This is a genomic window from Micromonospora sp. DT62 (assembly GCF_049847285.1).
GTDB lineage: Bacteria > Actinomycetota > Actinomycetes > Mycobacteriales > Micromonosporaceae > Micromonospora > Micromonospora reichwaldensis.
This window is the reverse complement of sequence record NZ_JBNCOB010000016.1, coordinates 45,172-65,455: the sequence shown is the minus strand read 5'-3', so window position 1 is coordinate 65,455 and position 20,284 is coordinate 45,172. Positions and strand designations below refer to the sequence as shown.

At 69.4% G+C, this 20,284-nt stretch carries 17 protein-coding genes; all 17 read right to left on the bottom strand.

Features of this window, described 5'->3' with window-relative positions; all coding sequences use genetic code 11:
• Positions 1-7: 7 nt before the first annotated feature.
• A complete protein-coding gene (gene rplW / locus ACPXCB_RS21075) occupies positions 8-310 on the bottom strand; it encodes a 50S ribosomal protein L23 (RefSeq protein WP_088998352.1) in 303 nt (100 codons plus the stop codon).
• Entirely contained in the window at positions 307-957 is a 651-nt protein-coding gene (gene rplD / locus ACPXCB_RS21070; protein ID WP_151453328.1) for a 50S ribosomal protein L4, read from the bottom strand. The genes rplW and rplD overlap by 4 nt, the downstream gene beginning before the upstream one ends.
• Complete coding sequence (gene rplC / locus ACPXCB_RS21065) at positions 954-1,619, bottom strand: 50S ribosomal protein L3 (RefSeq protein WP_121399890.1); 666 nt, start codon at positions 1,617-1,619, stop codon at positions 954-956. The genes rplD and rplC overlap by 4 nt, the downstream gene beginning before the upstream one ends.
• Positions 1,620-1,630: 11 nt before the next feature.
• A complete protein-coding gene (gene rpsJ / locus ACPXCB_RS21060; RefSeq protein ID WP_007073037.1) occupies positions 1,631-1,939 on the bottom strand; it encodes a 30S ribosomal protein S10 in 309 nt (102 codons plus the stop codon).
• Between the two features lie 350 nt (positions 1,940-2,289).
• Positions 2,290-3,483 (bottom strand): elongation factor Tu, encoded by a 1,194-nt coding sequence (tuf, locus tag ACPXCB_RS21055; RefSeq protein WP_151453326.1) that lies wholly within the window; start codon positions 3,481-3,483, stop codon positions 2,290-2,292.
• Positions 3,484-3,700: 217 nt separating this feature from the next.
• Positions 3,701-5,797, bottom strand: coding sequence for an elongation factor G (gene fusA, locus ACPXCB_RS21050; protein ID WP_425877311.1), 2,097 nt, complete (start codon positions 5,795-5,797; stop codon positions 3,701-3,703).
• A 76-nt stretch (positions 5,798-5,873) separates the two neighbouring features.
• Positions 5,874-6,344 carry a 30S ribosomal protein S7 gene (gene rpsG / locus ACPXCB_RS21045; protein WP_077938296.1) on the bottom strand — a complete coding sequence of 157 codons (471 nt, stop codon included), beginning with the start codon at positions 6,342-6,344 and terminating at the stop codon, positions 5,874-5,876.
• A 1-nt stretch (position 6,345) separates the two neighbouring features.
• The gene (rpsL, locus tag ACPXCB_RS21040; protein ID WP_014440718.1) at positions 6,346-6,720 is read right to left on the bottom strand and encodes a 30S ribosomal protein S12; all 375 of its coding nucleotides are present in this window, start codon (positions 6,718-6,720) and stop codon (positions 6,346-6,348) included.
• A 492-nt stretch (positions 6,721-7,212) separates the two neighbouring features.
• A complete protein-coding gene (locus ACPXCB_RS21035; protein ID WP_425877353.1) occupies positions 7,213-7,560 on the bottom strand; it encodes a hypothetical protein in 348 nt (115 codons plus the stop codon).
• A gap of 511 nt (positions 7,561-8,071) precedes the next feature.
• Positions 8,072-8,443: a hypothetical protein gene (locus ACPXCB_RS21030; protein WP_132230900.1), complete on the bottom strand. Its 372-nt coding sequence runs from the start codon at positions 8,441-8,443 to the stop codon at positions 8,072-8,074.
• Positions 8,444-8,553: 110 nt separating this feature from the next.
• On the bottom strand, positions 8,554-12,447 hold the full coding sequence (locus ACPXCB_RS21025) for a DNA-directed RNA polymerase subunit beta' (RefSeq protein ID WP_425877310.1): 3,894 nt from the start codon (positions 12,445-12,447) through the stop codon (positions 8,554-8,556).
• Between the two features lie 80 nt (positions 12,448-12,527).
• Complete coding sequence (locus tag ACPXCB_RS21020) at positions 12,528-15,959, bottom strand: DNA-directed RNA polymerase subunit beta (protein WP_121399894.1); 3,432 nt, start codon at positions 15,957-15,959, stop codon at positions 12,528-12,530.
• 571 nt (positions 15,960-16,530) lie between these two features.
• The gene (gene rplL / locus ACPXCB_RS21015) at positions 16,531-16,914 is read right to left on the bottom strand and encodes a 50S ribosomal protein L7/L12 (RefSeq protein WP_132230897.1); all 384 of its coding nucleotides are present in this window, start codon (positions 16,912-16,914) and stop codon (positions 16,531-16,533) included.
• A gap of 54 nt (positions 16,915-16,968) precedes the next feature.
• Complete coding sequence (rplJ, locus tag ACPXCB_RS21010) at positions 16,969-17,514, bottom strand: 50S ribosomal protein L10 (RefSeq protein WP_421454861.1); 546 nt, start codon at positions 17,512-17,514, stop codon at positions 16,969-16,971.
• A gap of 335 nt (positions 17,515-17,849) precedes the next feature.
• Positions 17,850-18,563, bottom strand: coding sequence for a hypothetical protein (locus ACPXCB_RS21005; protein WP_425877309.1), 714 nt, complete (start codon positions 18,561-18,563; stop codon positions 17,850-17,852).
• The gene (locus ACPXCB_RS21000) at positions 18,560-19,414 is read right to left on the bottom strand and encodes an ATP-binding cassette domain-containing protein (RefSeq protein WP_425877308.1); all 855 of its coding nucleotides are present in this window, start codon (positions 19,412-19,414) and stop codon (positions 18,560-18,562) included. Before ACPXCB_RS21000 ends, ACPXCB_RS21005 begins: the two co-directional genes overlap by 4 nt.
• 76 nt (positions 19,415-19,490) lie before the next feature.
• Positions 19,491-20,207, bottom strand: a complete 717-nt coding sequence (gene rplA, locus ACPXCB_RS20995) for a 50S ribosomal protein L1 (RefSeq protein WP_425877307.1) — start codon at positions 20,205-20,207, stop codon at positions 19,491-19,493.
• Positions 20,208-20,284 lie beyond the last annotated feature (77 nt).

Sequence of the window (20,284 nt, the reverse complement as noted above, 5' to 3'; positions counted from 1 at the left end):
ACACCCCTCAGCTGACCGGGCCGCCGAAGGCCTCGATACGGTCACCGTCAGCCAGCTTCACGATCGCCCGCTTGGTGGCCTTACGCTGCCCGAAACCGGTCTTGGTCCGCTTGCGCTTGCCCTGGCGGTTGAGCGTGTTGACCGTCAGGACGCGGACGTCGAAGATCTGCTGGATCGCGATCTTGATCTCGGTCTTGTTCGCGTCCGGGTGCACCAGGAAGGTGTACCAGTTGCGGTTCAGCTCGCTGTAGCTCTTCTCCGAGACGACCGGCGCCACGATGATGTCGCGCGGGTCGGCGATCGTGCTCACTTGCCACCCTCCTCGGTGGTCTCGGCGGGAACACCCAGGAACTCGTCCAGGGCGTCCTTGGTGAAGACCACGTCGTCGGCCACCAGCACGTCGTACGTGTTGAGCTGGCCGGCCTCGATCAGGTGCACCCGCGGCTCGTTGCGCAGCGACACCCAGTTCAGCTCGTCGGTGCTGCTCAGCACGACCAGGACCCGGCGGGCCTCGGTCAGCTTCGTCAGCGTGGCCAGGGCGGCCTTGGTCGACGGCTTCTCACCCGAGACGAACGCCTCGACGACGTGCACCTGCCCGGCGCGGGCCCGGTCGGAGAGGGCGCCACGCAGGGCGGCGGCCTTCATCTTCTTCGGGGTCCGCTGGCTGTAGTCGCGCGGCACGGGGCCGTGCACGACGCCACCGCCGGCGAACTGCGGAGCGCGGATCGAGCCCTGCCGGGCGCGACCGGTGCCCTTCTGCTTGTACGGCTTCTTGCCGCCACCGGCGACCTCGCCGCGGGTCTTGACCTTGTGCGTGCCCTGCCGGGCCGCCGCGAGCTGGGCCACCACGACCTGGTGCATCAGCGCGACGTTGGCCTGGACGTCGAAGATGTCGGCGGGCAGCTCGACGGAGCCGCTCTTGGAGCCTTCGACGGTGAGGACGTCAACGGTGGTCACTTGGCCGCACCGCCCTTCTTCGCCTTGGTCTTGGCCGCGGTACGGACCAGGACCAGCGCGCCCTTGGGGCCGGGAATGGCGCCACGGACGAGCAGGAGGTTGTTCTCGGTGTCGACCGCCTGAACGGTCAGGTTCTGCACGGTGTAGCGCACGCCACCCATGCGGCCGGCCATCCGGGTGCCCTTGAAGACACGACCCGGGGTGGCGCAGGCGCCGATGGAGCCCGGCGAGCGGTGCTTGCGCTCGACACCGTGGCTGGCGCGCAGACCGTGGAAGCCGTGCCGCTTCATCGGGCCGGCGTAGCCCTTGCCCTTGGTCTTGCCGGTCACGTCGATGGAGACGCCGGCCGGGAACTCCTCGACCGTGATCTCCTGGCCGAGCGAGTAGTCCGCCGCGTCGGCGGTGCGCAGCTCGACGATGTGCCGGCGCGGCGCGACGTCGGCCTTCGCGTAGTGCCCGCTGATCGGCTTCTTGACCTTGCGCGGGTCGATCGTGCCGTACGCGAGCTGGACCGCGGAGTAACCGTCCTTCTCGGCGCTACGAACCTGGCTGATGACGCACGGGCCGGCCTCGACCACGGTCACCGGGACAACACGGTTGTTGTCCCAGACCTGGGTCATGCCGAGCTTGGCGCCCAGGATCCCCTTGACTTGCCTGTCCATTTGTCCGGTCCCTACAGCTTGATCTCGATGTCGACGCCAGCCGGCAGGTCGAGGCGCATGAGCGAGTCGACCGTCTTCGGGGTCGGGTCGATGATGTCGATCAGCCGCTTGTGCGTGCGCATCTCGAAGTGCTCGCGCGAGTCCTTGTACTTGTGCGGCGAGCGGATAACGCAGAAACGGTTGATCTCCGTGGGCAGCGGCACCGGGCCCGCGACCTGCGCCCCGGTACGCGTCACCGTCTCGACGATCTTCCGAGCCGAGGAGTCGACGACCTCGTGGTCATAGGCCTTGAGCCGGATGCGGATCTTCTGTCCCGCCATGGTGGCTTCTGTTCCTTCTCTCGATGCCGCTGTGTTGCGGGCGCCTGTACCGGCTGGCACAGGCCCACTTCGCCGACCCCCGCGGTCGGGCGTGTCGCGCCCTCGGGCCAGGCTCCGCCCCGGGACTCCGGAGCGACTCTGACCGCGCGGTGGGTCAAGGCGTCGATCGCACTACCGCGACCTGAACGCCGCGCGAGGGTGGTTGGCGGACGGGCCGCCAACCACCCTACGCTCGACTGCTCTGCCACCCGGAGGTTCAGCGAAAGCCGAACACAGGCAGCGAACTGTCGTTACGCAACCTGACTAGTATGCCGCACGACCGGCGGCGGGTCTAATCGGGGTTACCTAGCTCACTTGATGATCTTGGTGACGAACCCGGCGCCGACGGTGCGGCCACCCTCGCGGATCGCGAACTTGAGGTTCTCCTCCATGGCGATGGGCTGGATCAGCTTCACCGTCATGGTGGTGTTGTCACCCGGCATGACCATCTCGGTGCCCTCGGGGAGGGTGACGACACCGGTGACGTCCGTGGTCCGGAAGTAGAACTGCGGACGGTAGTTCTGGAAGAACGGGGTGTGGCGGCCACCCTCCTCCTTGGAGAGGATGTAGACCGTCGCCTCGAACTCCGTGTGCGGGGTCGTGGTGCCCGGCTTGATGACGACCATGCCGCGCTCGACGTCCTCGCGCTTGATGCCACGCAGCAGCAGACCGACGTTCTCGCCCGCGCGGGCCTCGTCGAGCAGCTTGCGGAACATCTCGATGCCGGTGCAGGTCGTCTTCATCGACTTCTCGCGGATGCCGACGATCTCCACCTCCTCGTTCGGCTTGAGCACGCCACGCTCGGCGCGGCCGGTGACGACCGTGCCACGACCGGTGATCGTGAAGACGTCCTCGATGGGCATGAGGAACGGCTTCTCGGTCTCGCGCTCCGGCTGCGGGATCGCGGTGTCGACCGCGGTCATCAGGTCGAGCAGCTTGCCGGTCCACTCGGGGTCACCCTCGAGGGCCTTCAGCGCGGAGACCCGCACGACCGGCAGGTCGTCGCCCGGGTACTCCTGGTTCGACAGCAGCTCACGGACCTCGAGCTCGACGAGCTCCAGGAGCTCCTCGTCGTCGACCATGTCGCTCTTGTTGAGCGCCACGACGATGTACGGCACGCCGACCTGGCGGGCCAGCAGCACGTGCTCGCGGGTCTGCGGCATCGGGCCGTCGGTCGCCGCGACCACCAGGATCGCGCCGTCCATCTGGGCGGCACCGGTGATCATGTTCTTGATGTAGTCGGCGTGACCGGGGCAGTCGACGTGCGCGTAGTGCCGCGCCTCGGTCTGGTACTCGACGTGCGCGATGGAGATCGTGATGCCGCGGGCCTTCTCCTCCGGCGCCTTGTCGATCTCGTCGAACGGCGTGTAAGGGTTCAGGTCGGGGTACTGGTCGTGCAGGACCTTGGTGATGGCCGCCGTCAGCGTCGTCTTACCGTGGTCGATGTGACCAATGGTGCCGATGTTGACGTGCGGCTTAGTCCGCTCGAACTTCGCCTTCGCCACTGGGTCCTCCTGTGGACTTCTTGGTTCGTACGCCCGGCGCGCCGGTCGGCGCTTAGGACTCTGTCGACAGCCTTTCCGGCCTGACGGCCGGAGAGCTTTGGTGGGTTCTGCGGCGATGAAGCCTACAGGCCCGGTCTCACGCGTTCCGACCGAGGTGGTCGCGGGCGGGAGCACCCTCCCGCGACCGCCTCGGATCATCGATCACGTCAGGTGAGGGTCACTCACCCGTCGCCTTGGCGATGATCTCCTTCGCGACCGAGGACGGAACCTCGGCGTAGGAGTCGAACTGCATGCTGTAGCTAGCCCGGCCCTGGGTCTTCGACCGCAGGTCGCCGACGTAGCCGAACATCTCCGACAACGGCACCAGAGCCTTGACGACGCGGGCGCCGCTGCGCTCCTCCATCGCCTGGATGATGCCGCGGCGGGAGTTGAGGTCGCCGATGACGTCACCCATGTTCTCCTCAGGAGTGGTGACCTCAACGGCCATCATCGGCTCGAGGAGCGCGGGGTCGGCCTTGCGGGCCGCCTCCTTCATCACCATCGAGCCGGCGATCTTGAATGCCATTTCCGACGAGTCGACCTCGTGGTACTGGCCGTCCAGCAGCGTGAGCTTGACACCCACCAGCGGGAAGCCGGCGAGGATGCCGTACTGCATGGCGTCCTGCGCGCCCGCGTCCACCGACGGGATGAACTCCCGGGGGATGCGGCCACCGGTGACGGCGTTGGCGAACTCGTAGGTCGGGGCGTCGTTGCCCAGCGGCAGCGGCTCCAGGCTGATGATCACCCGGGCGTACTGGCCGGAACCACCGGTCTGCTTCTTGTGGGTGTACTCGACCTTGTCCACCTTGCGGCGGATGGTCTCGCGGTACGCCACCTGCGGCTTGCCGATGTTGGCCTCGACGTTGAACTCGCGGCGCATCCGGTCGACCAGGATGTCCAGGTGCAGCTCGCCCATGCCGGAGATGACCGTCTGACCGGTCTGGTCGTCCAGCTTGACGCGGAAGGTCGGGTCCTCCTCGGCCAGCCGCTGGATGGCGGTGCTGAGCTTCTCCTGGTCGGCCTTGGTCTTCGGCTCGATGGCGACCTCGATGACCGGCTCCGGGAAGGTCATCGACTCCAGGATGACCGGGTTCGCCGGGTCGCACAGGGTGTCGCCGGTGGTGGTCTGCTTCAGACCCTGCACCGCGATGATGTCGCCAGCCTGGGCCGAGCTGCGCTCTTCCCGCTTGTTGGCGTGCATCTGGTAGATCTTGCCGATCCGCTCCTTGCGGTCCTTGGTGGAGTTGACCACCTGGGAGCCGGACTCGAGCGTGCCGGAGTAGATCCGCACGTAGGTGAGCTTGCCGAGGTGCTTGTCCGTCTGGATCTTGAAGGCGAGCCCCGACAACGGCTCCGACTTCGACGGCTTCCGCTGCAGCGGGGTCTCGCCGTCGGTGGCCGTACCCTCGATCGCCGGGATGTCCAGCGGCGACGGCAGGTACGCGATGACCGCGTCCAGCATCGGCTGGATGCCCTTGTTCTTGAAGGCGGTGCCGGTGAGGACCGGGTTGGCCTTGCCGGCGATGGTGGCCCGACGGATGGCGTCCTTCATCTCCTCGACGGAGATCTCCTCGCCCTCCAGGTACTTCTCCATCACCGCGTCGTCGACGTCGGCCAGGGTCTCCACCAGCTTCTCGCGCCACTCCGCGGCGGAGTCGGCGAGGTCGGCCGGGATCTCCTCGATCGCGTAGTCCTCACCCTTCTGCGTCTCGCCGCGCCAGGTGAGGGCCCGCATCTCGACCAGGTCGACCACGCCGATGAAGTCGGACTCGGCGCCGATCGGGATCTGAAGGACCAGCGGGGTGGCGTTGAGCCGGTCGATCATCATCTGCACGCAGCGGAAGAAGTCGGCACCGGTCCGGTCGAGCTTGTTGACGAAGCACATCCGGGGAACGTTGTACTTGTCCGCCTGCCGCCAGACGTTCTCCGTCTGCGGCTCCACGCCGGCGACACCGTCGTAGACCGCGACCGCGCCGTCCAGCACCCGCAGCGACCGCTCGACCTCGACCGTGAAGTCGACGTGGCCGGGCGTGTCGATGATCTGGATCGTGTGGCCCTTCCACTCACACTTGGTAGCAGCGGAGGTGATGGTGATACCACGCTCCTGCTCCTGCTCCATCCAGTCCATGACGGCACCGCCCTCGTGGACCTCACCGATCTTGTACGTGATGCCGGTGTAGAAGAGGATCCGCTCGGTGGTGGTGGTCTTACCGGCATCGATGTGGGCCATGATGCCGATGTTGCGTACGTTGGCGAGCGCGTCTGCGGCGGCCACTTCAATCCCTACTTATCGTCGTCTCGACACAACTGGTGGCGGTTCCGGCGCCCGCAGGGGCGCCGGAACCAGGGTGTTACCAGCGGTAGTGCGCGAAGGCCTTGTTGGACTCGGCCATCTTGTGCGTGTCCTCGCGCCGCTTGACGGCGGCACCGAGGCCGTTGCTCGCGTCCAGCAGCTCGTTCATCAGCCGCTCGATCATGGTCTTCTCGCGACGGGCGCGGGAGTAGGTGACCAGCCAGCGCAGGCCCAGGGTGGTCGCCCGGGCGGGGCGGACCTCGACCGGGACCTGGTAGGTGGCGCCACCGACGCGGCGGCTACGCACCTCGAGAGTCGGCTTGACGTTGTCCATCGCCCGCTTGAGGGTGACGACCGGGTCGGTGCCGGACTTCTCACGGCAGCCCTCGAGGGCGGCGTAGACGATGCGCTCGGCGAGCTGACGCTTACCGCGCAGGAGGATCTTGTTCACCAACTGGGTGACCAGCGGCGAGTTGTACACCGGGTCAGCGACCAGCGGCTTCCGCGGAGCGGGTCCCTTACGCGGCATGTCAGCTCTTCTCCTTCTTCGCGCCGTAACGGCTGCGCGCCTGCTTGCGGTTGCGGACACCCTGGGTGTCCAGCGAACCGCGGACGATCTTGTAACGCACGCCGGGAAGGTCCTTCACCCGGCCGCCGCGGACGAGCACGATCGAGTGCTCCTGCAGGTTGTGGCCGACGCCCGGGATGTAGGCGGTCACCTCGATCTGGCTGCTGAGCTTGACACGAGCGACCTTGCGCAGCGCCGAGTTCGGCTTCTTCGGGGTGGTGGTGTACACGCGGGTGCACACGCCGCGCCGCTGAGGGGAACCCTTCAGCGCCGGGGTCTTGGTCTTACTCGTCTTAGCCTGGCGGCCCTTTCGGACCAGCTGCTGGATCGTGGGCACCGGGTTTCTCCGCTCCCTTCGACCGCCTGGTGGCGGCCGCACCGTCTGCCGTAGCCGACCAGATGGTCGACTCTCCTACATTCCGACCAGGGCCACCTCGCGGTGGTCCCGGCACCCGCGGTCGGGCGTGTCGCCCAGCTCACGGCCCCGGCGCCGACGCTCGCGCGTGTCGACGGGGTCTTGCACCGGCGCACGGCAGGCCGCGCGCCGGATCTTTGGCTTTGTCGTGCTCCCACGCGATCTCCGGCTCACCGGATCCAGCGCACGCACGAGTTGCCCGGGCTTGCCCGGGCACAAGGGGAAAGAGTACCTACCACAACCGCACAGGTCAAAACGGAGCGGCCTGCGGAGCGTCCACCGCCTGCCGATCGAACCCGTCGCGCCTACCCGCCCGTGGAGGGCACCTACGGACCCAAGTGTACCGGCTTCCCCGTGGACCGACCCGTCGACCCCGTCACGGCCGCCGTCACGCCCCACGGGCGGGCGCGGGCGTCACCCGAGCGTCAGCAGCAACGCCAGCCCCAGGCCGAGCAGGCTGAGCAGCAGTCCCGCCGCGCCACAGCTGACGCCGGCCACCGCCAGGCCCCGCCCGGTGAACCGGACCGCCGGCGGGGCGGCCGGCCGCCGGACCTGCCGCATCCCCAGCAGGCCGGCCACGACGGCACCCGCGCCGGCCAGGACGCCCAGCACCGTGAAGGCGCCGGCCGCCCAGGCGCCGCCCACGCCGCCGACCGCGCCGACACAGATCACGAGCATCGCGACCAGCGTCGAGACGATCCCGGCCACCAGCGAACCCACGGCCAGGCCGGAGGTGACCGGCGGCACGTCGAGGTGCACCACGCCGAAGGACGTGCCCGCGACCGGGTCGACCCGCTTCGGCGGCCGGGCGGCCTCACGCGGTGGCGGGGGCGGGGGCGGGGCGACCGGACCCGGACCCCAGCCCGGGGCCGGCGACGGGCCCGCTGCCGCGGGCGAGGTGCCCCACGAGGACACCGACGACGGGCCCGGGACCCCTGCCCCGGGCGCGCCCCAGGGCGACGCCGGCGACGGGCCCGGGTCCCCTCCCCCGGACGGGCCGTTCCAGGGCGCCACCGGCGGCGGGTACCCCGGCGCGACGGACGGAGTGCCCGCGTCGGGTCGCGCCCACTGCGTCCCGCCGGGCGGGGCGTCGGGATTCGCGGCGGGGTGCGCCACGGGATCGCCGCCCGGGTAGCGCGCCGGTTCCGTCACGGGTCCTCCTGTCGACGTCTCGGCGTCCACCGCCGCGCGACGGACACCGGGCCAGGCTACCGCCGCCGGCCCGACGGCCCGCGCCCGGCGCGAGACCCGTTCCCCTCGGGCGGTCGGTCAGTCAGTCCATGTTCGGTGCGAAGTCCTGCCCGTAGGGCGTGTCGGCGAGCCGGACCACCCCGAGCACCACCGCGGCCACCACGCTGACGGCGACGAGCACCAGGCCCGTCCAGGCCAACCGCTCCCCCCGCCGCAGCCAGGCGGAGCCGGTCAGGAAACCCCCCGAGGCGTACGCCTCCCTGCGCGCCTGCCGGGCGAGCTGGAGCGCCACCGTGGCCGGCACCACGCCGCCGATGAACAGGCCGGTCAGCGCGCCGATCAGGCCGAGTGCGAAGACCGCCCGCGCCTTGGTGGCCCGGGCCGGGTCCGGATCGAGCGGATGGCGGGGCAGCCCCGGCTGGGCGACGGGCGCCTGCCCGGGTGCGGTCGTCATGCCCCCATCATGCCCTGGTCTGCTCCGCCGCGGCGCCCGCACGGGCCACCCCGGCCCCGGGACGCGACGAGGCCCCCGGCACGTGCCGGGGGCCTCGTCGATCATGCTGCCTAGCGGTACGACCCGAAGTCGAAGTCGTCCAGCGGAACCGCCTGGCCGCTGGCCGGCCCGAAGCCGTAGTCGGTCTCCGGGTAGCCGGTCATCGAGTAGACCTTGGCCTTCGCCTCCTCGGTCGGCTCGACCCGGACGTTGCGGTACTTGCTGATGCCCGTACCGGCCGGGATGAGCTTACCGATGATCACGTTCTCCTTGAGGCCGACGAGCGAGTCGCTGCGCGAGTTGATCGCCGCGTCGGTCAGCACCCGGGTGGTCTCCTGGAAGGAGGCCGCCGAGAGCCAGGAGTCGGTGGCCAGCGAGGCCTTGGTGATACCCATCAGCACCGGGCGGCCGGCGGCGGGCTCGCCGCCCTCGGAGACGAGTCGGCGGTTCTCCGACTCGAACAGCGCCCGGTCGACCAGCACGCCCGGCAGGAACTCGGTCGAGCCGGAGTCGATGACCGTCACCCGCTTGAGCATCTGGCGGATGATGATCTCGATGTGCTTGTCGTGGATGAGCACACCCTGCGAGCGGTAGACCTCCTGGACCTCACTGGTCAGGTGGACCTGGACCGCCCGCGGACCCATGATCCGCAGAAGCTCGTGCGGGTCGATGGTGCCCTCGGTCAGCTTCTCGCCGACCGCGACGTGACCGCCGTCGTGGGTCCGCAGCCGGACCCGCTTGGAGATCTTGTCGTAGACGATCTCGTCGCTGCCGTCGTCCGGCACCACGATGATCTTCCGCGAGCGCTCGCCGTCCTCGATCCGGATCCGGCCCGGGGTGTCGGCGATGGGCGCCTTGCCCTTCGGGACCCGGGCCTCGAAGATCTCCTGGACACGGGGCAGACCCTGGGTGATGTCCTCACCCGCGACGCCACCGGTGTGGAAGGTACGCATCGTCAGCTGCGTACCCGGCTCACCGATCGACTGGGCGGCGATGATGCCGACCGCCTCGCCGACGTCCACGGTCTTGCCGGTCGGCAGCGAGCGGCCGTAGCACGCACCGCAGACGCCCAGCTTCGACTCGCAGGTGAGCACGCTGCGCACCCGGACCGTCTCCGTCCCGGCTGCGACGATCTTGTCGACCAGGATCGAGTTGATGTCCTGACCCCGCTCGGCGACGACGACGCCGTCCGGCCCCTTGATGTCGTCGGCCAGCGTCCGCGCGTGCACGCTGGTCTCGGCGTGCTCGTGCACGACCAGCTTGCCGTCGATCCGCTCGCCGATCTGCATCGGGATAGCGCGGTCGGTGCCGCAGTCCTCCTCGCGGATGATGACGTCCTGCGAGACGTCCACCAGACGACGGGTCAGGTAACCCGAGTCGGCGGTACGCAGGGCGGTGTCCGCGAGACCCTTACGGGCACCGTGCGTGGAGATGAAGTACTCCAGCACGGACAGACCCTCCCGGTAGCTGGCCTTGATCGGCCGCGGGATGATCTCGCCCTTCGGGTTGGCCACCAGACCACGGATCGCCGCGATCTGCCGGAGCTGGAGGAGGTTACCGCGAGCACCCGAGTGGATCATCTTCCACAGCGGGTTCTCCTGCGGCAGGGCGGTGTCCATCTCCTTGGCGACCTCGTTGGTCGCCTTGGTCCAGATCTGGATGAGCTCGCCGCGACGCTCCTCCGGGGTCATCAGACCGCGCTGGTACTGCTTGTCGATCTGGTCGGCTTCCTTCTCGTACCGCTCCAGGATCTCCCGCTTGCGCGGCGGGGCGATGACGTCCTCCATGCCGATCGTCACGCCGGACCAGGTGGCCCAGTGGAAGCCGGCCTCCTTGAGCCCGTCCAGGGTGGCGGCCAGCGCCACCTTGGGGAAGCGCTCGGCGAGGTCGTTGACGATCGCGGAGAGCTGACCCTTGCGGATCTCGTAGTTCACGAAGCGGTAGCCCTGCGGCAGCGTCTCGTTGAACAGCACCCGACCGAGAGTCGTCTCGACGGTCAGCGGCTCGCCCTCGACCCAGCCCTCCGGGGCGGCCCACGCCTCGGCGCCGGCGCCGGCGCCGTTGTCGACCCCGACCACGCCCCGCAGGCGGATCTTCACCGGGGCCTGCAGGTGCAGCTCGCCGTTGTCGTACGCCATCCGCGCCTCGGCGTCCGAGCTGAACGCCCGGCCCTCGCCCTTCTCGCCCGCCGTGAGGTGGGTGAGGTGGTAGAGGCCGATGACCATGTCCTGGGTGGGCATGGTGACGGGCTTGCCGTCGGCCGGCTTGAGGATGTTGTTCGACGACAGCATCAGGATCCGCGCCTCGGCCTGGGCCTCGGCGGACAGCGGCACGTGCACCGCCATCTGGTCACCGTCGAAGTCGGCGTTGAACGCGGTGCAGACCAGCGGGTGGATCTGGATGGCCTTGCCCTCGACGAGCTGCGGCTCGAAGGCCTGGATGCCCAGGCGGTGCAGGGTCGGCGCCCGGTTCAGCAGGACCGGGTGCTCGCCGATGACCTCTTCGAGAACGTCCCACACGACCGGGCGCTGCCGCTCGACCATCCGCTTGGCGGACTTGATGTTCTGCGCGTGGTTGAGGTCGACCAGCCGCTTCATCACGAACGGCTTGAACAGCTCCAGCGCCATCTGCTTGGGCAGGCCGCACTGGTGCAGCTTCAACTTCGGGCCGACGACGATGACCGAACGGCCGGAGTAGTCGACGCGCTTGCCCAGCAGGTTCTGCCGGAACCGGCCCTGCTTGCCCTTGAGCATGTCGGAGAGCGACTTCAGCGGGCGGTTGCCCGGCCCGGTGACCGGCCGGCCGCGGCGGCCGTTGTCGAACAGCGCGTCGACGGCCTCCTGGAGCATCCGCTTCTCGTTGTTGACGATGATCTCGGGCGCGCCGAGGTCGATCAGCCGCTTGAGGCGGTTGTTCCGGTTGATCACGCGGCGGTACAGGTCGTTCAGGTCGGAGGTCGCGAAGCGGCCACCGTCGAGCTGCACCATCGGGCGCAGGTCCGGCGGGATGACCGGCACGCAGTCGAGCACCATGCCGAGCGGCGAGTTGCGGGTGTTCAGGAACGCCGCGACGACCTTGAGTCGCTTGAGCGCCCGGATCTTGCGCTGGCCCTTGCCGGAGCGGATGGTCTCGCGCAGGTTCTCGGCCTCGGCGCCGAGGTCCATGTTCTGGACCAGCGCCTTGATGGCCTCGGCGCCCATGCCGCCGGTGAAGTACTCGCCGAACCGGTCCCGCAGCTCGCGGTAGAGCAGTTCGTCGGTGACGAGCTGCTTCGGCTCCAGCTTGCGGAAGGTGTCCAGCACCTCGTCCAGGCGGTCGATCTCGCGCTGGGCCCGGTCGCGGATCTGGCGCATCTCGCGCTCTCCGCCCTCCTTGACCTTGCGCCGGACGTCCGCCTTGGCACCCTCGGCCTCCAGCTCGGCCAGGTCGGCCTCGAGCTTGGTGGCCCGCTTCTCGATCTCCGAGTCGCGGCTGTTCTCGGCCTGCCGCTTCTCGGCCAGGATCTCGTTCTCGATCGTCGAGAGGTCACGGTGACGCGACTCGGCGTCCACGCTCGTGACGACGTACGAGGCGAAGTAGATGATCTTTTCGAGGTCCTTGGGGGCGAGGTCCAGCAGGTAGCCCAGCCGGCTCGGCACGCCCTTGAAGTACCAGATGTGGGTCACCGGCGCGGCGAGCTCGATGTGCCCCATCCGCTCGCGGCGGACCTTCGACCGGGTCACCTCGACGCCGCAGCGCTCGCAGATGATGCCCTTGAACCGGACCCGCTTGTACTTACCGCAGTAGCACTCCCAGTCCCGCTGCGGACCGAAGATCTTCTCGCAGAAGAGCCCGTCCTTTTCCGGCTTCAGGGTGCGGTAGTTGATCGTCTCAGGCTTCTTGACCTCACCGTGCGACCACTGACGGATGTCGTCAGCGGTGGCGAGGCCGATGCGCAGCTCGTCGAAGAAGTTGACGTCGAGCACTATGTCCCCTATGTCGTCGTCTGTACTGCTAGCTAGTGGGTGGGGTCGGGAGCCGGCGAGCCGGCCCCCGACCGCTCACCTCAGACCTCTTCGACCGAGCTCGGCTCGCGCCGGGACAGGTCGATGCCCAGCTCCTCCGCGGCGCGGAACACCTCGTCGTCGGTCTCGCGCATCTCCAGGGCCACGCCGTCGCTGGACAGCACCTCGACGTTGAGGCACAGCGACTGCAGCTCCTTGAGCAGCACCTTGAACGACTCCGGGATGCCCGGCTCCGGGATGTTCTCGCCCTTGACGATGGCCTCGTAGACCTTGACCCGGCCGAGGACGTCGTCGGACTTGATCGTCAACAGCTCCTGCAGGGCGTACGCGGCGCCGTACGCCTGCATCGCCCAGCACTCCATCTCGCCGAAGCGCTGGCCACCGAACTGCGCCTTACCACCCAGCGGCTGCTGCGTGATCATCGAGTACGGACCGGTCGACCGAGCGTGGATCTTGTCGTCGACCAGGTGGTTGAGCTTCAGGATGTAGATGTAGCCGACCGCGATCGGGTCCGGCAGCGGCTCGCCGGAGCGGCCGTCGAACAGCTGCGCCTTGCCGCTGGAACCGATCAGCTGCTTGCCGTCCCGGTTGGGCAGGGTCGACGACAGCAGGCCGGAGATCTCCTCCTCGCGGGCACCGTCGAAGACCGGCGTGGCCACGTTGGTGTCCGGCTCCGACTCGTGCGCCTCGATGGAGCGCAGCTGGCGCTTCCACTCGGCGTCGTCGCCGTCGACGCTCCACCCCGTCTTCGCCACCCAGCCGAGGTGCGTCTCCAGCACCTGGCCGATGTTCATCCGGGACGGCACACCCAGCGGGTTGAGCACGATGTCGACCGGCGTGCCGTCCTCCAGGAACGGCATGTCCTCGATCGGCAGGATCTTGGAGATGACGCCCTTGTTGCCGTGCCGGCCGGCGAGCTTGTCACCGTCCTGGATCTTCCGCTTCTGGGCGACGTAGACCCGGACCAGCTCGTTGACGCCCGGCGGCAGCTCGTCGCCGTCCTCGCGCGAGAAGGTACGCACGCCGATGACCGTGCCGGTCTCGCCGTGCGGCACCTTCAGCGAGGTGTCGCGGACCTCGCGCGCCTTCTCACCGAAGATCGCGCGGAGCAGCCGCTCCTCCGGGGTCAGCTCGGTCTCGCCCTTGGGCGTGACCTTGCCGACCAGGATGTCGCCGGGGACGACCTCGGCGCCGATCCGGATGATGCCGCGCTCGTCGAGGTCGGCGAGCATCTCCTCGCTGACGTTCGGGATGTCGCGGGTGATCTCCTCCGGGCCCAGCTTGGTGTCCCGGGCGTCGACCTCGTGCTCCTCGATGTGGATCGAGGTGAGCACGTCCTGCTGCACGAGGCGCTGCGACAGGATGATCGCGTCCTCGTAGTTGTGGCCCTCCCAGCACATGAACGCCACGAGCAGGTTGCGCCCGAGCGCCATCTCGCCCTCGTCGGTGCACGGACCGTCGGCGATGACCTGGCCGGCCTCGACGCGGTCGCCCTCGAAGACGACCGGCTTCTGGTTGACGCAGGAGCCGGCGTTGGAGCGGCGGAACTTGTGCAGCAGGTACGTGCGGCGGTGGCCGTCGTCCTGGTGGATGGTGATGTAGTCGGCGCAGAGGTCCTCGATGACGCCGCCAACCTCGGCGACGACCACGTCACCGGCGTCGACCGCGGCACGGTATTCCATGCCGGTGCCGACGAGCGGGGACTCGGCCTTGACCAGCGGCACCGCCTGGCGCTGCATGTTCGCGCCCATCAGCGCCCGGTTGGCGTCGTCGTGCTCGAGGAACGGGATCATCGCGGTCGCGACCGAGGTCATCTGCCGCGGCGACACGTCCATGTAGTCGACGGCGCTCGGCACCACGTCCTCGGTCTCGCCGCCCTTACGGCGGCACAGGACCCGGTCCTCGGCGAACGTGCCGTCGGCCTTCAGCGGCGCGTTCGCCTGCGCCTTGACGAACCGGTCCTCCTCGTCCGCGGTCAGGTAGTCGATCTGGTCGGTGACCCGACCGTCGACGACCTTCCGGTACGGCGTCTCGATGAAGCCGAACGGGTTGACCCGGGCGAAGGTGGACAGCGCGCCGATCAGGCCGATGTTCGGGCCTTCCGGCGTCTCGATCGGGCACATCCGGCCGTAGTGGGACGGGTGCACGTCGCGGACCTCGAAGCCGGCCCGCTCCCGGGACAGACCACCCGGGCCGAGCGCGCTCAGTCGGCGCCGGTGGGTCAGGCCCGCCAGCGGGTTGGTCTGGTCCATGAACTGGGACAGCTGCGACGTGCCGAAGAACTCCTTGATCGCCGCCACCACGGGACGGATGTTGATCAGGGTCTGCGGCGTGATCGCCTCGACGTCCTGGGTGGTCATCCGCTCGCGGACGACGCGCTCCATCCGGGACAGACCCACCCGGACCTGGTTCTGGATCAGCTCACCCACGGTACGCAGACGCCGGTTGCCGAAGTGGTCGATGTCGTCGGCCTCGTAGCCGTCCTCACCGGCGTGCAGCCGGCAGAGGTACTCCACGGTGGCGACGATGTCGTCCTCGGTCAGGGTGCCGGTCGTGATCGGCACCTCCAGCTCGAGCTTCTTGTTGAACTTGTAACGACCGACCTTGGCGACGTCGTACCGCTTCGGGTTGAAGAAGAGGTTGTCGAGCAGGGTCTGGGCGTTCTCGCGGGTCGGCGGCTCGCCAGGGCGGAGCTTCCGGTAGATGTCGAGCAACGCCTCGTCCGCGCCGGCGATGTGGTCCTTCTCGAGCGTGGTCATCATCAGCTCGGACCAGCCGAACCGCTCGCGGATGCGCTCGGCGGACCAACCGACGGCCTTGAGCAGGACGGTGACGGCCTGCCGGCGCTTGCGGTCGATGCGGACGCCGACCGTGTCGCGCTTGTCGATGTCGAACTCCAGCCAGGCGCCCCGGCTGGGAATGACCTTGACGCTGGTGAGGTCACGGTCGGAGGTCTTGTCCGGCTGCTTGTCGAAGTAGACGCCCGGGGACCGGACGAGCTGGCTGACCACGACGCGCTCGGTGCCGTTGATGATGAAGGTGCCCTTCGGCGTCATCATCGGGAAGTCACCCATGAACACCGTCTGGCTCTTGATCTCGCCGGTGGTGTTGTTGGTGAACTCCGCGGTCACGAAGAGCGGGGCGCAGTAGGTCAGGTCCTTCTCCTTGCACTCCTCGATCGAGGCCTTGACCTCGTCGAAGCGCGGAGCCGAGAAGGAGAGCGACATGGTGCCGGAGAAGTCCTCAATGGGACTGATCTCGTCGAGGATCTCCGCGAGACCCGAGCGTGCGTGCGGGTCGTCCGCCGACCGGCCCTGCCAAGCCTCGTTGCCGACGAGCCAGTCGAAGGACTCGTTCTGGATGGCGAGGAGGTTGGGGACCTCGAGGTGTTCGGTGATCCTGCCGAATGAAACTCGGCGGGGAGCGAATGCGCTCGACGTACGACTGGTCTTCGCAGGGCGGGAAGCTGCCAAGATGCGTCCTTCCGAGGACCGGTGCTGCAGAACGGCTGGTACGCGTGCACTCCAATGACCCCACCAGAAATATCCGTAAACGGACATTTCCGAGCAGGGGTCAAGTCGGAAGGCAGCGCAAACTAGCAGTGTAGCCGAGAGGCTAACCGCTGTCCAGCCCAACCCGCAGGTCGTCGCGGAACGTGCCTCGGGACCCCTGAACCGGGGTCGAACCGGGCCGCTCGGAACGCGACGTTCCTGCCGGGCCGCTCAGGTGCCGCGGCCAATGGTGTCGCCGCTGCCATTACCCAAGTGGTGGCCGTTGCAAGCGCGGAAGGTCTTGCTGTGTCAGCGTGCCTGTCAGGCCGGGGCCGCGTCAAGGCCCGGCATCCGGGTCGCCGCTTCTTTCCCACCGACGGGCTACTCCCGGGCCCCGGTCGCCGACCGTGGCGGCGCGTCGACGCCCTGCTCACCGCCCCTGTCGCCGGATCCACCACGAAGGCGGGCGGCGATCCAGTGTCGGATCACCGCCCGCCGCGACGCGATGTGCCCCGGCTCACCGAGCCGGACACGCGCCTGGTGGTACGTCAGGTCACTTGAGGGTGACCTTGGCGCCCTCGCCCTCGAGCTTGGTCTTCGCCTTCTCGGCGGTCTCCTTGTTGGCCTTCTCCAGGACGGCCTTCGGAGCGGCCTCGACCAGGTCCTTGGCCTCCTTGAGGCCCAGGCCGGTCAGCTCACGCACGACCTTGATGACCTGGATCTTCTTGCCGCCGTCAGCCTCAAGGATGACGTCGAACTCGTCCTTCTCCTCCTCGACCGGAGCGGCGGCGGCCGGGCCGGCCGGGCCGGCGACGGCGACCGGAGCGGCCGCGGTGACCTCGAAGGTCTCCTCGAACTGCTTCACGAACTCGGAGAGCTCGATCAGCGTCATCTCCTTGAACGCGTCGAGCAGCTCGTCGGTGCTGAGCTTCGCCATGTCTGGCGTCCTTTCCTGAATCTGTTAGGTAAGAACTGGGTGCGCCGCGGGGCCTCAGGCCGCCTCGGCGCCCTCCTTCTCGCGCTTGTCCTGCAGGGCGGCCGCCAGACGGGCGGTCTTCGACAGCGGGGCCTGGAACAGGGCCGCGGCCTTGCTCAGGTTGCCCTTCATCGCGCCGGCCAGCTTGGCCAGCAGCACCTCACGGGACTCCAGGTCGGCGAGCTTCGTGACCTCGGCCGCGGTAATGGCCTTGCCCTCGAAGACACCGCCCTTGATGACGAGCTTCGGGTTGGCCTTCGCGAAGTCGCGAAGCCCCTTCGCCGCCTCGACGACGTCGCCCGAAACGAAAGTCAGCGCGGTAGGACCGGTGAACATCTCGTCGAGGCCGGAGATACCAGCGTCGGTCGCGGCACGCTTCGCGAGCGTGTTCTTCGCAACCGTGTAGCTGGTCTCCTTGCCGAGCGAGCGCCGCAGCTGGGTGAGCTGGGAAACCGTCAGACCGCGGTACTCGGTCAGCACCGTGGCACCCGCGTTGCGGAAGCTCTCGGTCAGCTCAGCGACGGCCGTGGCCTTGTCGGCCCGGATCGGCTTGTCCGCCATGTCCCTCCTCTCTCGTTACTCGAGGCCGGTCACCGTCGTCGGCCGGAGCTTTCGACGGGGGCGCAGGTGCCACGACAACGAGAAAGGCCCCGGCGCAGGGCGCACGGGGCGAGGGCCGGCACACGGACACGGTCGGCGGACCATGCTCAGCACCGATTTTCGCTTACCGCCCTGCGCGGGTCGCCCGTAGTCGCGGGACCTTCGACCGTGCCGAGGCACGGTGACCAGCGGTCTCTGGGTGGAACTTCGCGGCCAAGGTTACGCGAGGAGCCCCGCGACCACCAAATCGCCCCCCGGTGGGCCGGGTCACTCCCCGCACGCCGAGGCGCCGACGGTCAGGGCCGGTGGCGCCGTGGCTGGCGCCGCCGGTGGCGCCGCCGCCACAGGTACGCCGCCGCGGCCGCCGCGCTCCAGGCCGCGGCCCAGGCGGTGAGCAGGCCCACCGTCGACGCGGCCAGGCCGTCGGCGGCGGCCCGCGCGGTGGCCATCACCGGCGGCGCCAGCCACGGCGCCACCGAGCCGCTCAGGCCGAGGACGACCGCGCCGACCCCGCCGAGCGCGAGCACCGCGACGCCGTAGCCGGCGCTACCCGTGGAGGCGCGGCTGGCCAGCGCCCCGAGCGCCACCGCCGCGGGTACGGCCAGCAGGTGCGCCCACAGCCCGACGGCGATCCCCACCGGCACCGACCGGTCGCCCGGCCCCACCGGACCTGCGACCCCGCCCACCAGCCACGGGAAGACCAGCGCGACGGCCACCGTGCCGAGCCCGGCCACGCCGGCCGCCAGCAGCCCGGCCAGTCGCTCCCGGCGCACCCCGACGAGCGCCTGCGCCAGCCGGCGCTGCACGTCCGGCTCGACGTCCAGCAGCACCTTGGTCTGCCAGGCGAGCACCGGGAAGAGCACCACCGCCGAGACGCCGTACGCCTCCCCCGGCTGCGCCCGGCCGCCGCCGTAGAGGACGCCGAGAGCCACCAGGCCGGCCAACAGCGGGGCCAGCGCCCGTCCCGTACGCAGGAAGCCCGCCAGGCGCAGCCGGAGCAGCGCGGTCACCGCGGCCCCCCGGTGGTCCCACCCGTGGCCTCTGGCGCCCGGGCGACGGGCGGCGCGGCGGGGTGCACGGACCCCGTCGGCGGGCCCTCGGCGTCGTCCGGGGCGACCATGCCGGGTCGGGTGGGCCTGCGTACGCGAAGGATCCGGTGCCCCTCGGCGCGCAGCCGGGCGACGGTGCCATCGACCCGCGCCGCCGGGACCGCGACCTCGACCACCGCCAGCGCCGCCTCCGCCGACGGGGCGGCCTCGGTGACCGTGCCGTCCGCCACCGTCCACCGGCGGGCACCCGGCAGCCGGGCGATCTCGCCCCGGTGGTCGCTGACCAGCACCGAACCGCCCGCCGCCGCCACCTCGTCGATCACCTCGGGCACGAGGTCCCGGGTCGCGGCGTCGAGGCCCTCCCAGGGCTCGTCGAGGACCAGCAGGCCGGGCGGACGCAGCATCGCCTGGGCCAGGCCGACCTTCTGGGCGGTGCCCTTGGACAGCTCCGGCAGGCGGACCCGGCGGAAATCGGACAGGCCCAGCCGGGAGGTCCAGTGGTCGACCGCGTGGCCGGCGGCCGCCGGGTCGAGGCCGGCGACACGTCCCATGGCGGTCAGGTAGTGCTCGACGGTGAAGGGTTGGTCGGCCGGGAAGCGCTCCGGGACCCAGCCGACGTGCCGGGGTCGACCGGTGACCCGCCCCCGGCTCGGCCGCAGCACCCCGGCCGCCACCTGGAGCAGGGTCGACTTGCCCACGCCGTTGCGGCCGAGGACGACCACGACCTCACCGGGGCCGATCCGCACCGCGGCTTCCCGCAGCACCCACGGGCCCCGCCGCCGGTAGCGCAGCCAGACGTTCTCCAGGCGCACCGGCCGAGCATGCCACAACCGACACGGAACGGGGCGCCGCCACGATGTGGCGACGCCCCGTCACGGGTACGGGTGCTCAGGCCTCGGCCGGAGCCTCCTGCAGGTTCTTCACCACGTTGGGGTCGACCGGGACGCCCGGGCCCATGGTGGTGGTGAGGGTGACCTTCTTGAGGTACTTGCCCTTCGCGGCGGACGGCTTGGCCCGCAGGACCTCGTCGAGGACCGCCGCGTAGTTGTCGATCAGCTGGGTCTCGGAGAACGAGGCCTTGCCGATGATCAGGTGCAGGTTGGAGTGCTTGTCCACCCGGAAGGTGATCTTACCGCCCTTGATGTCCGAGACGGCCTTGGTGACGTCCATGGTCACCGTGCCGGTCTTCGGGTTCGGCATGAGACCGCGCGGGCCCAGGATCCGCGCGATCCGGCCGATCTTGGCCATCTGGTCCGGCGTGGCGATCGCCGCGTCGAAGTCGAGCCAACCGCCCTGGATCCGGGCGACCAGCTCGTCGGTGCCCACCTCGTCCGCACCGGCGGCGGCGGCCTCCTCGGCCTTCGCGCCGGCGGCGAAGACGATCACGCGGGCGGTCTTACCGGTGCCGTGCGGCAGGTTGACCACGCCACGGACCATCTGGTCCGCCTTGCGGGGGTCGACGCCGAGGCGCATGGCGACCTCGACCGTGGCGTCGAACTTGGCGGAGGTGGTGTCCTTGGCCAGCTTCACGGCCTCGGCGGGGGTGTAGAGCTTCGACCGGTCGATGACCTCGGCGGCCTTGCGGTAGCTCTTGCTGCGCTGCATTTTCTACGTACTCCTGTGGTCTATGGCGGGCGCGACTTCCCGCGCGCCCTCCCACGAACTGATCGGGTGAGTGCTGA

Bases quoted from the DNA above. Each gene is read 5' to 3' on its own strand.
- rplC (WP_121399890.1), bottom strand. From the start codon at position 1,619: ATGGACAGGCAAGTCAAGGGGATCCTGGGCGCCAAGCTCGGCATGACC.
- rpsJ (WP_007073037.1), bottom strand. From the start codon at position 1,939: ATGGCGGGACAGAAGATCCGCATCCGGCTCAAGGCCTATGACCACGAG.
- rpsG (WP_077938296.1), bottom strand. From the start codon at position 6,344: ATGCCGCGTAAGGGACCCGCTCCGCGGAAGCCGCTGGTCGCTGACCCG.
- ACPXCB_RS21030 (WP_132230900.1), bottom strand. From the start codon at position 8,443: ATGACGACCGCACCCGGGCAGGCGCCCGTCGCCCAGCCGGGGCTGCCC.
- rplL (WP_132230897.1), bottom strand. From the start codon at position 16,914: ATGGCGAAGCTCAGCACCGACGAGCTGCTCGACGCGTTCAAGGAGATG.
- rplJ (WP_421454861.1), bottom strand. From the start codon at position 17,514: ATGGCGGACAAGCCGATCCGGGCCGACAAGGCCACGGCCGTCGCTGAG.
- rplA (WP_425877307.1), bottom strand. From the start codon at position 20,207: ATGCAGCGCAGCAAGAGCTACCGCAAGGCCGCCGAGGTCATCGACCGG.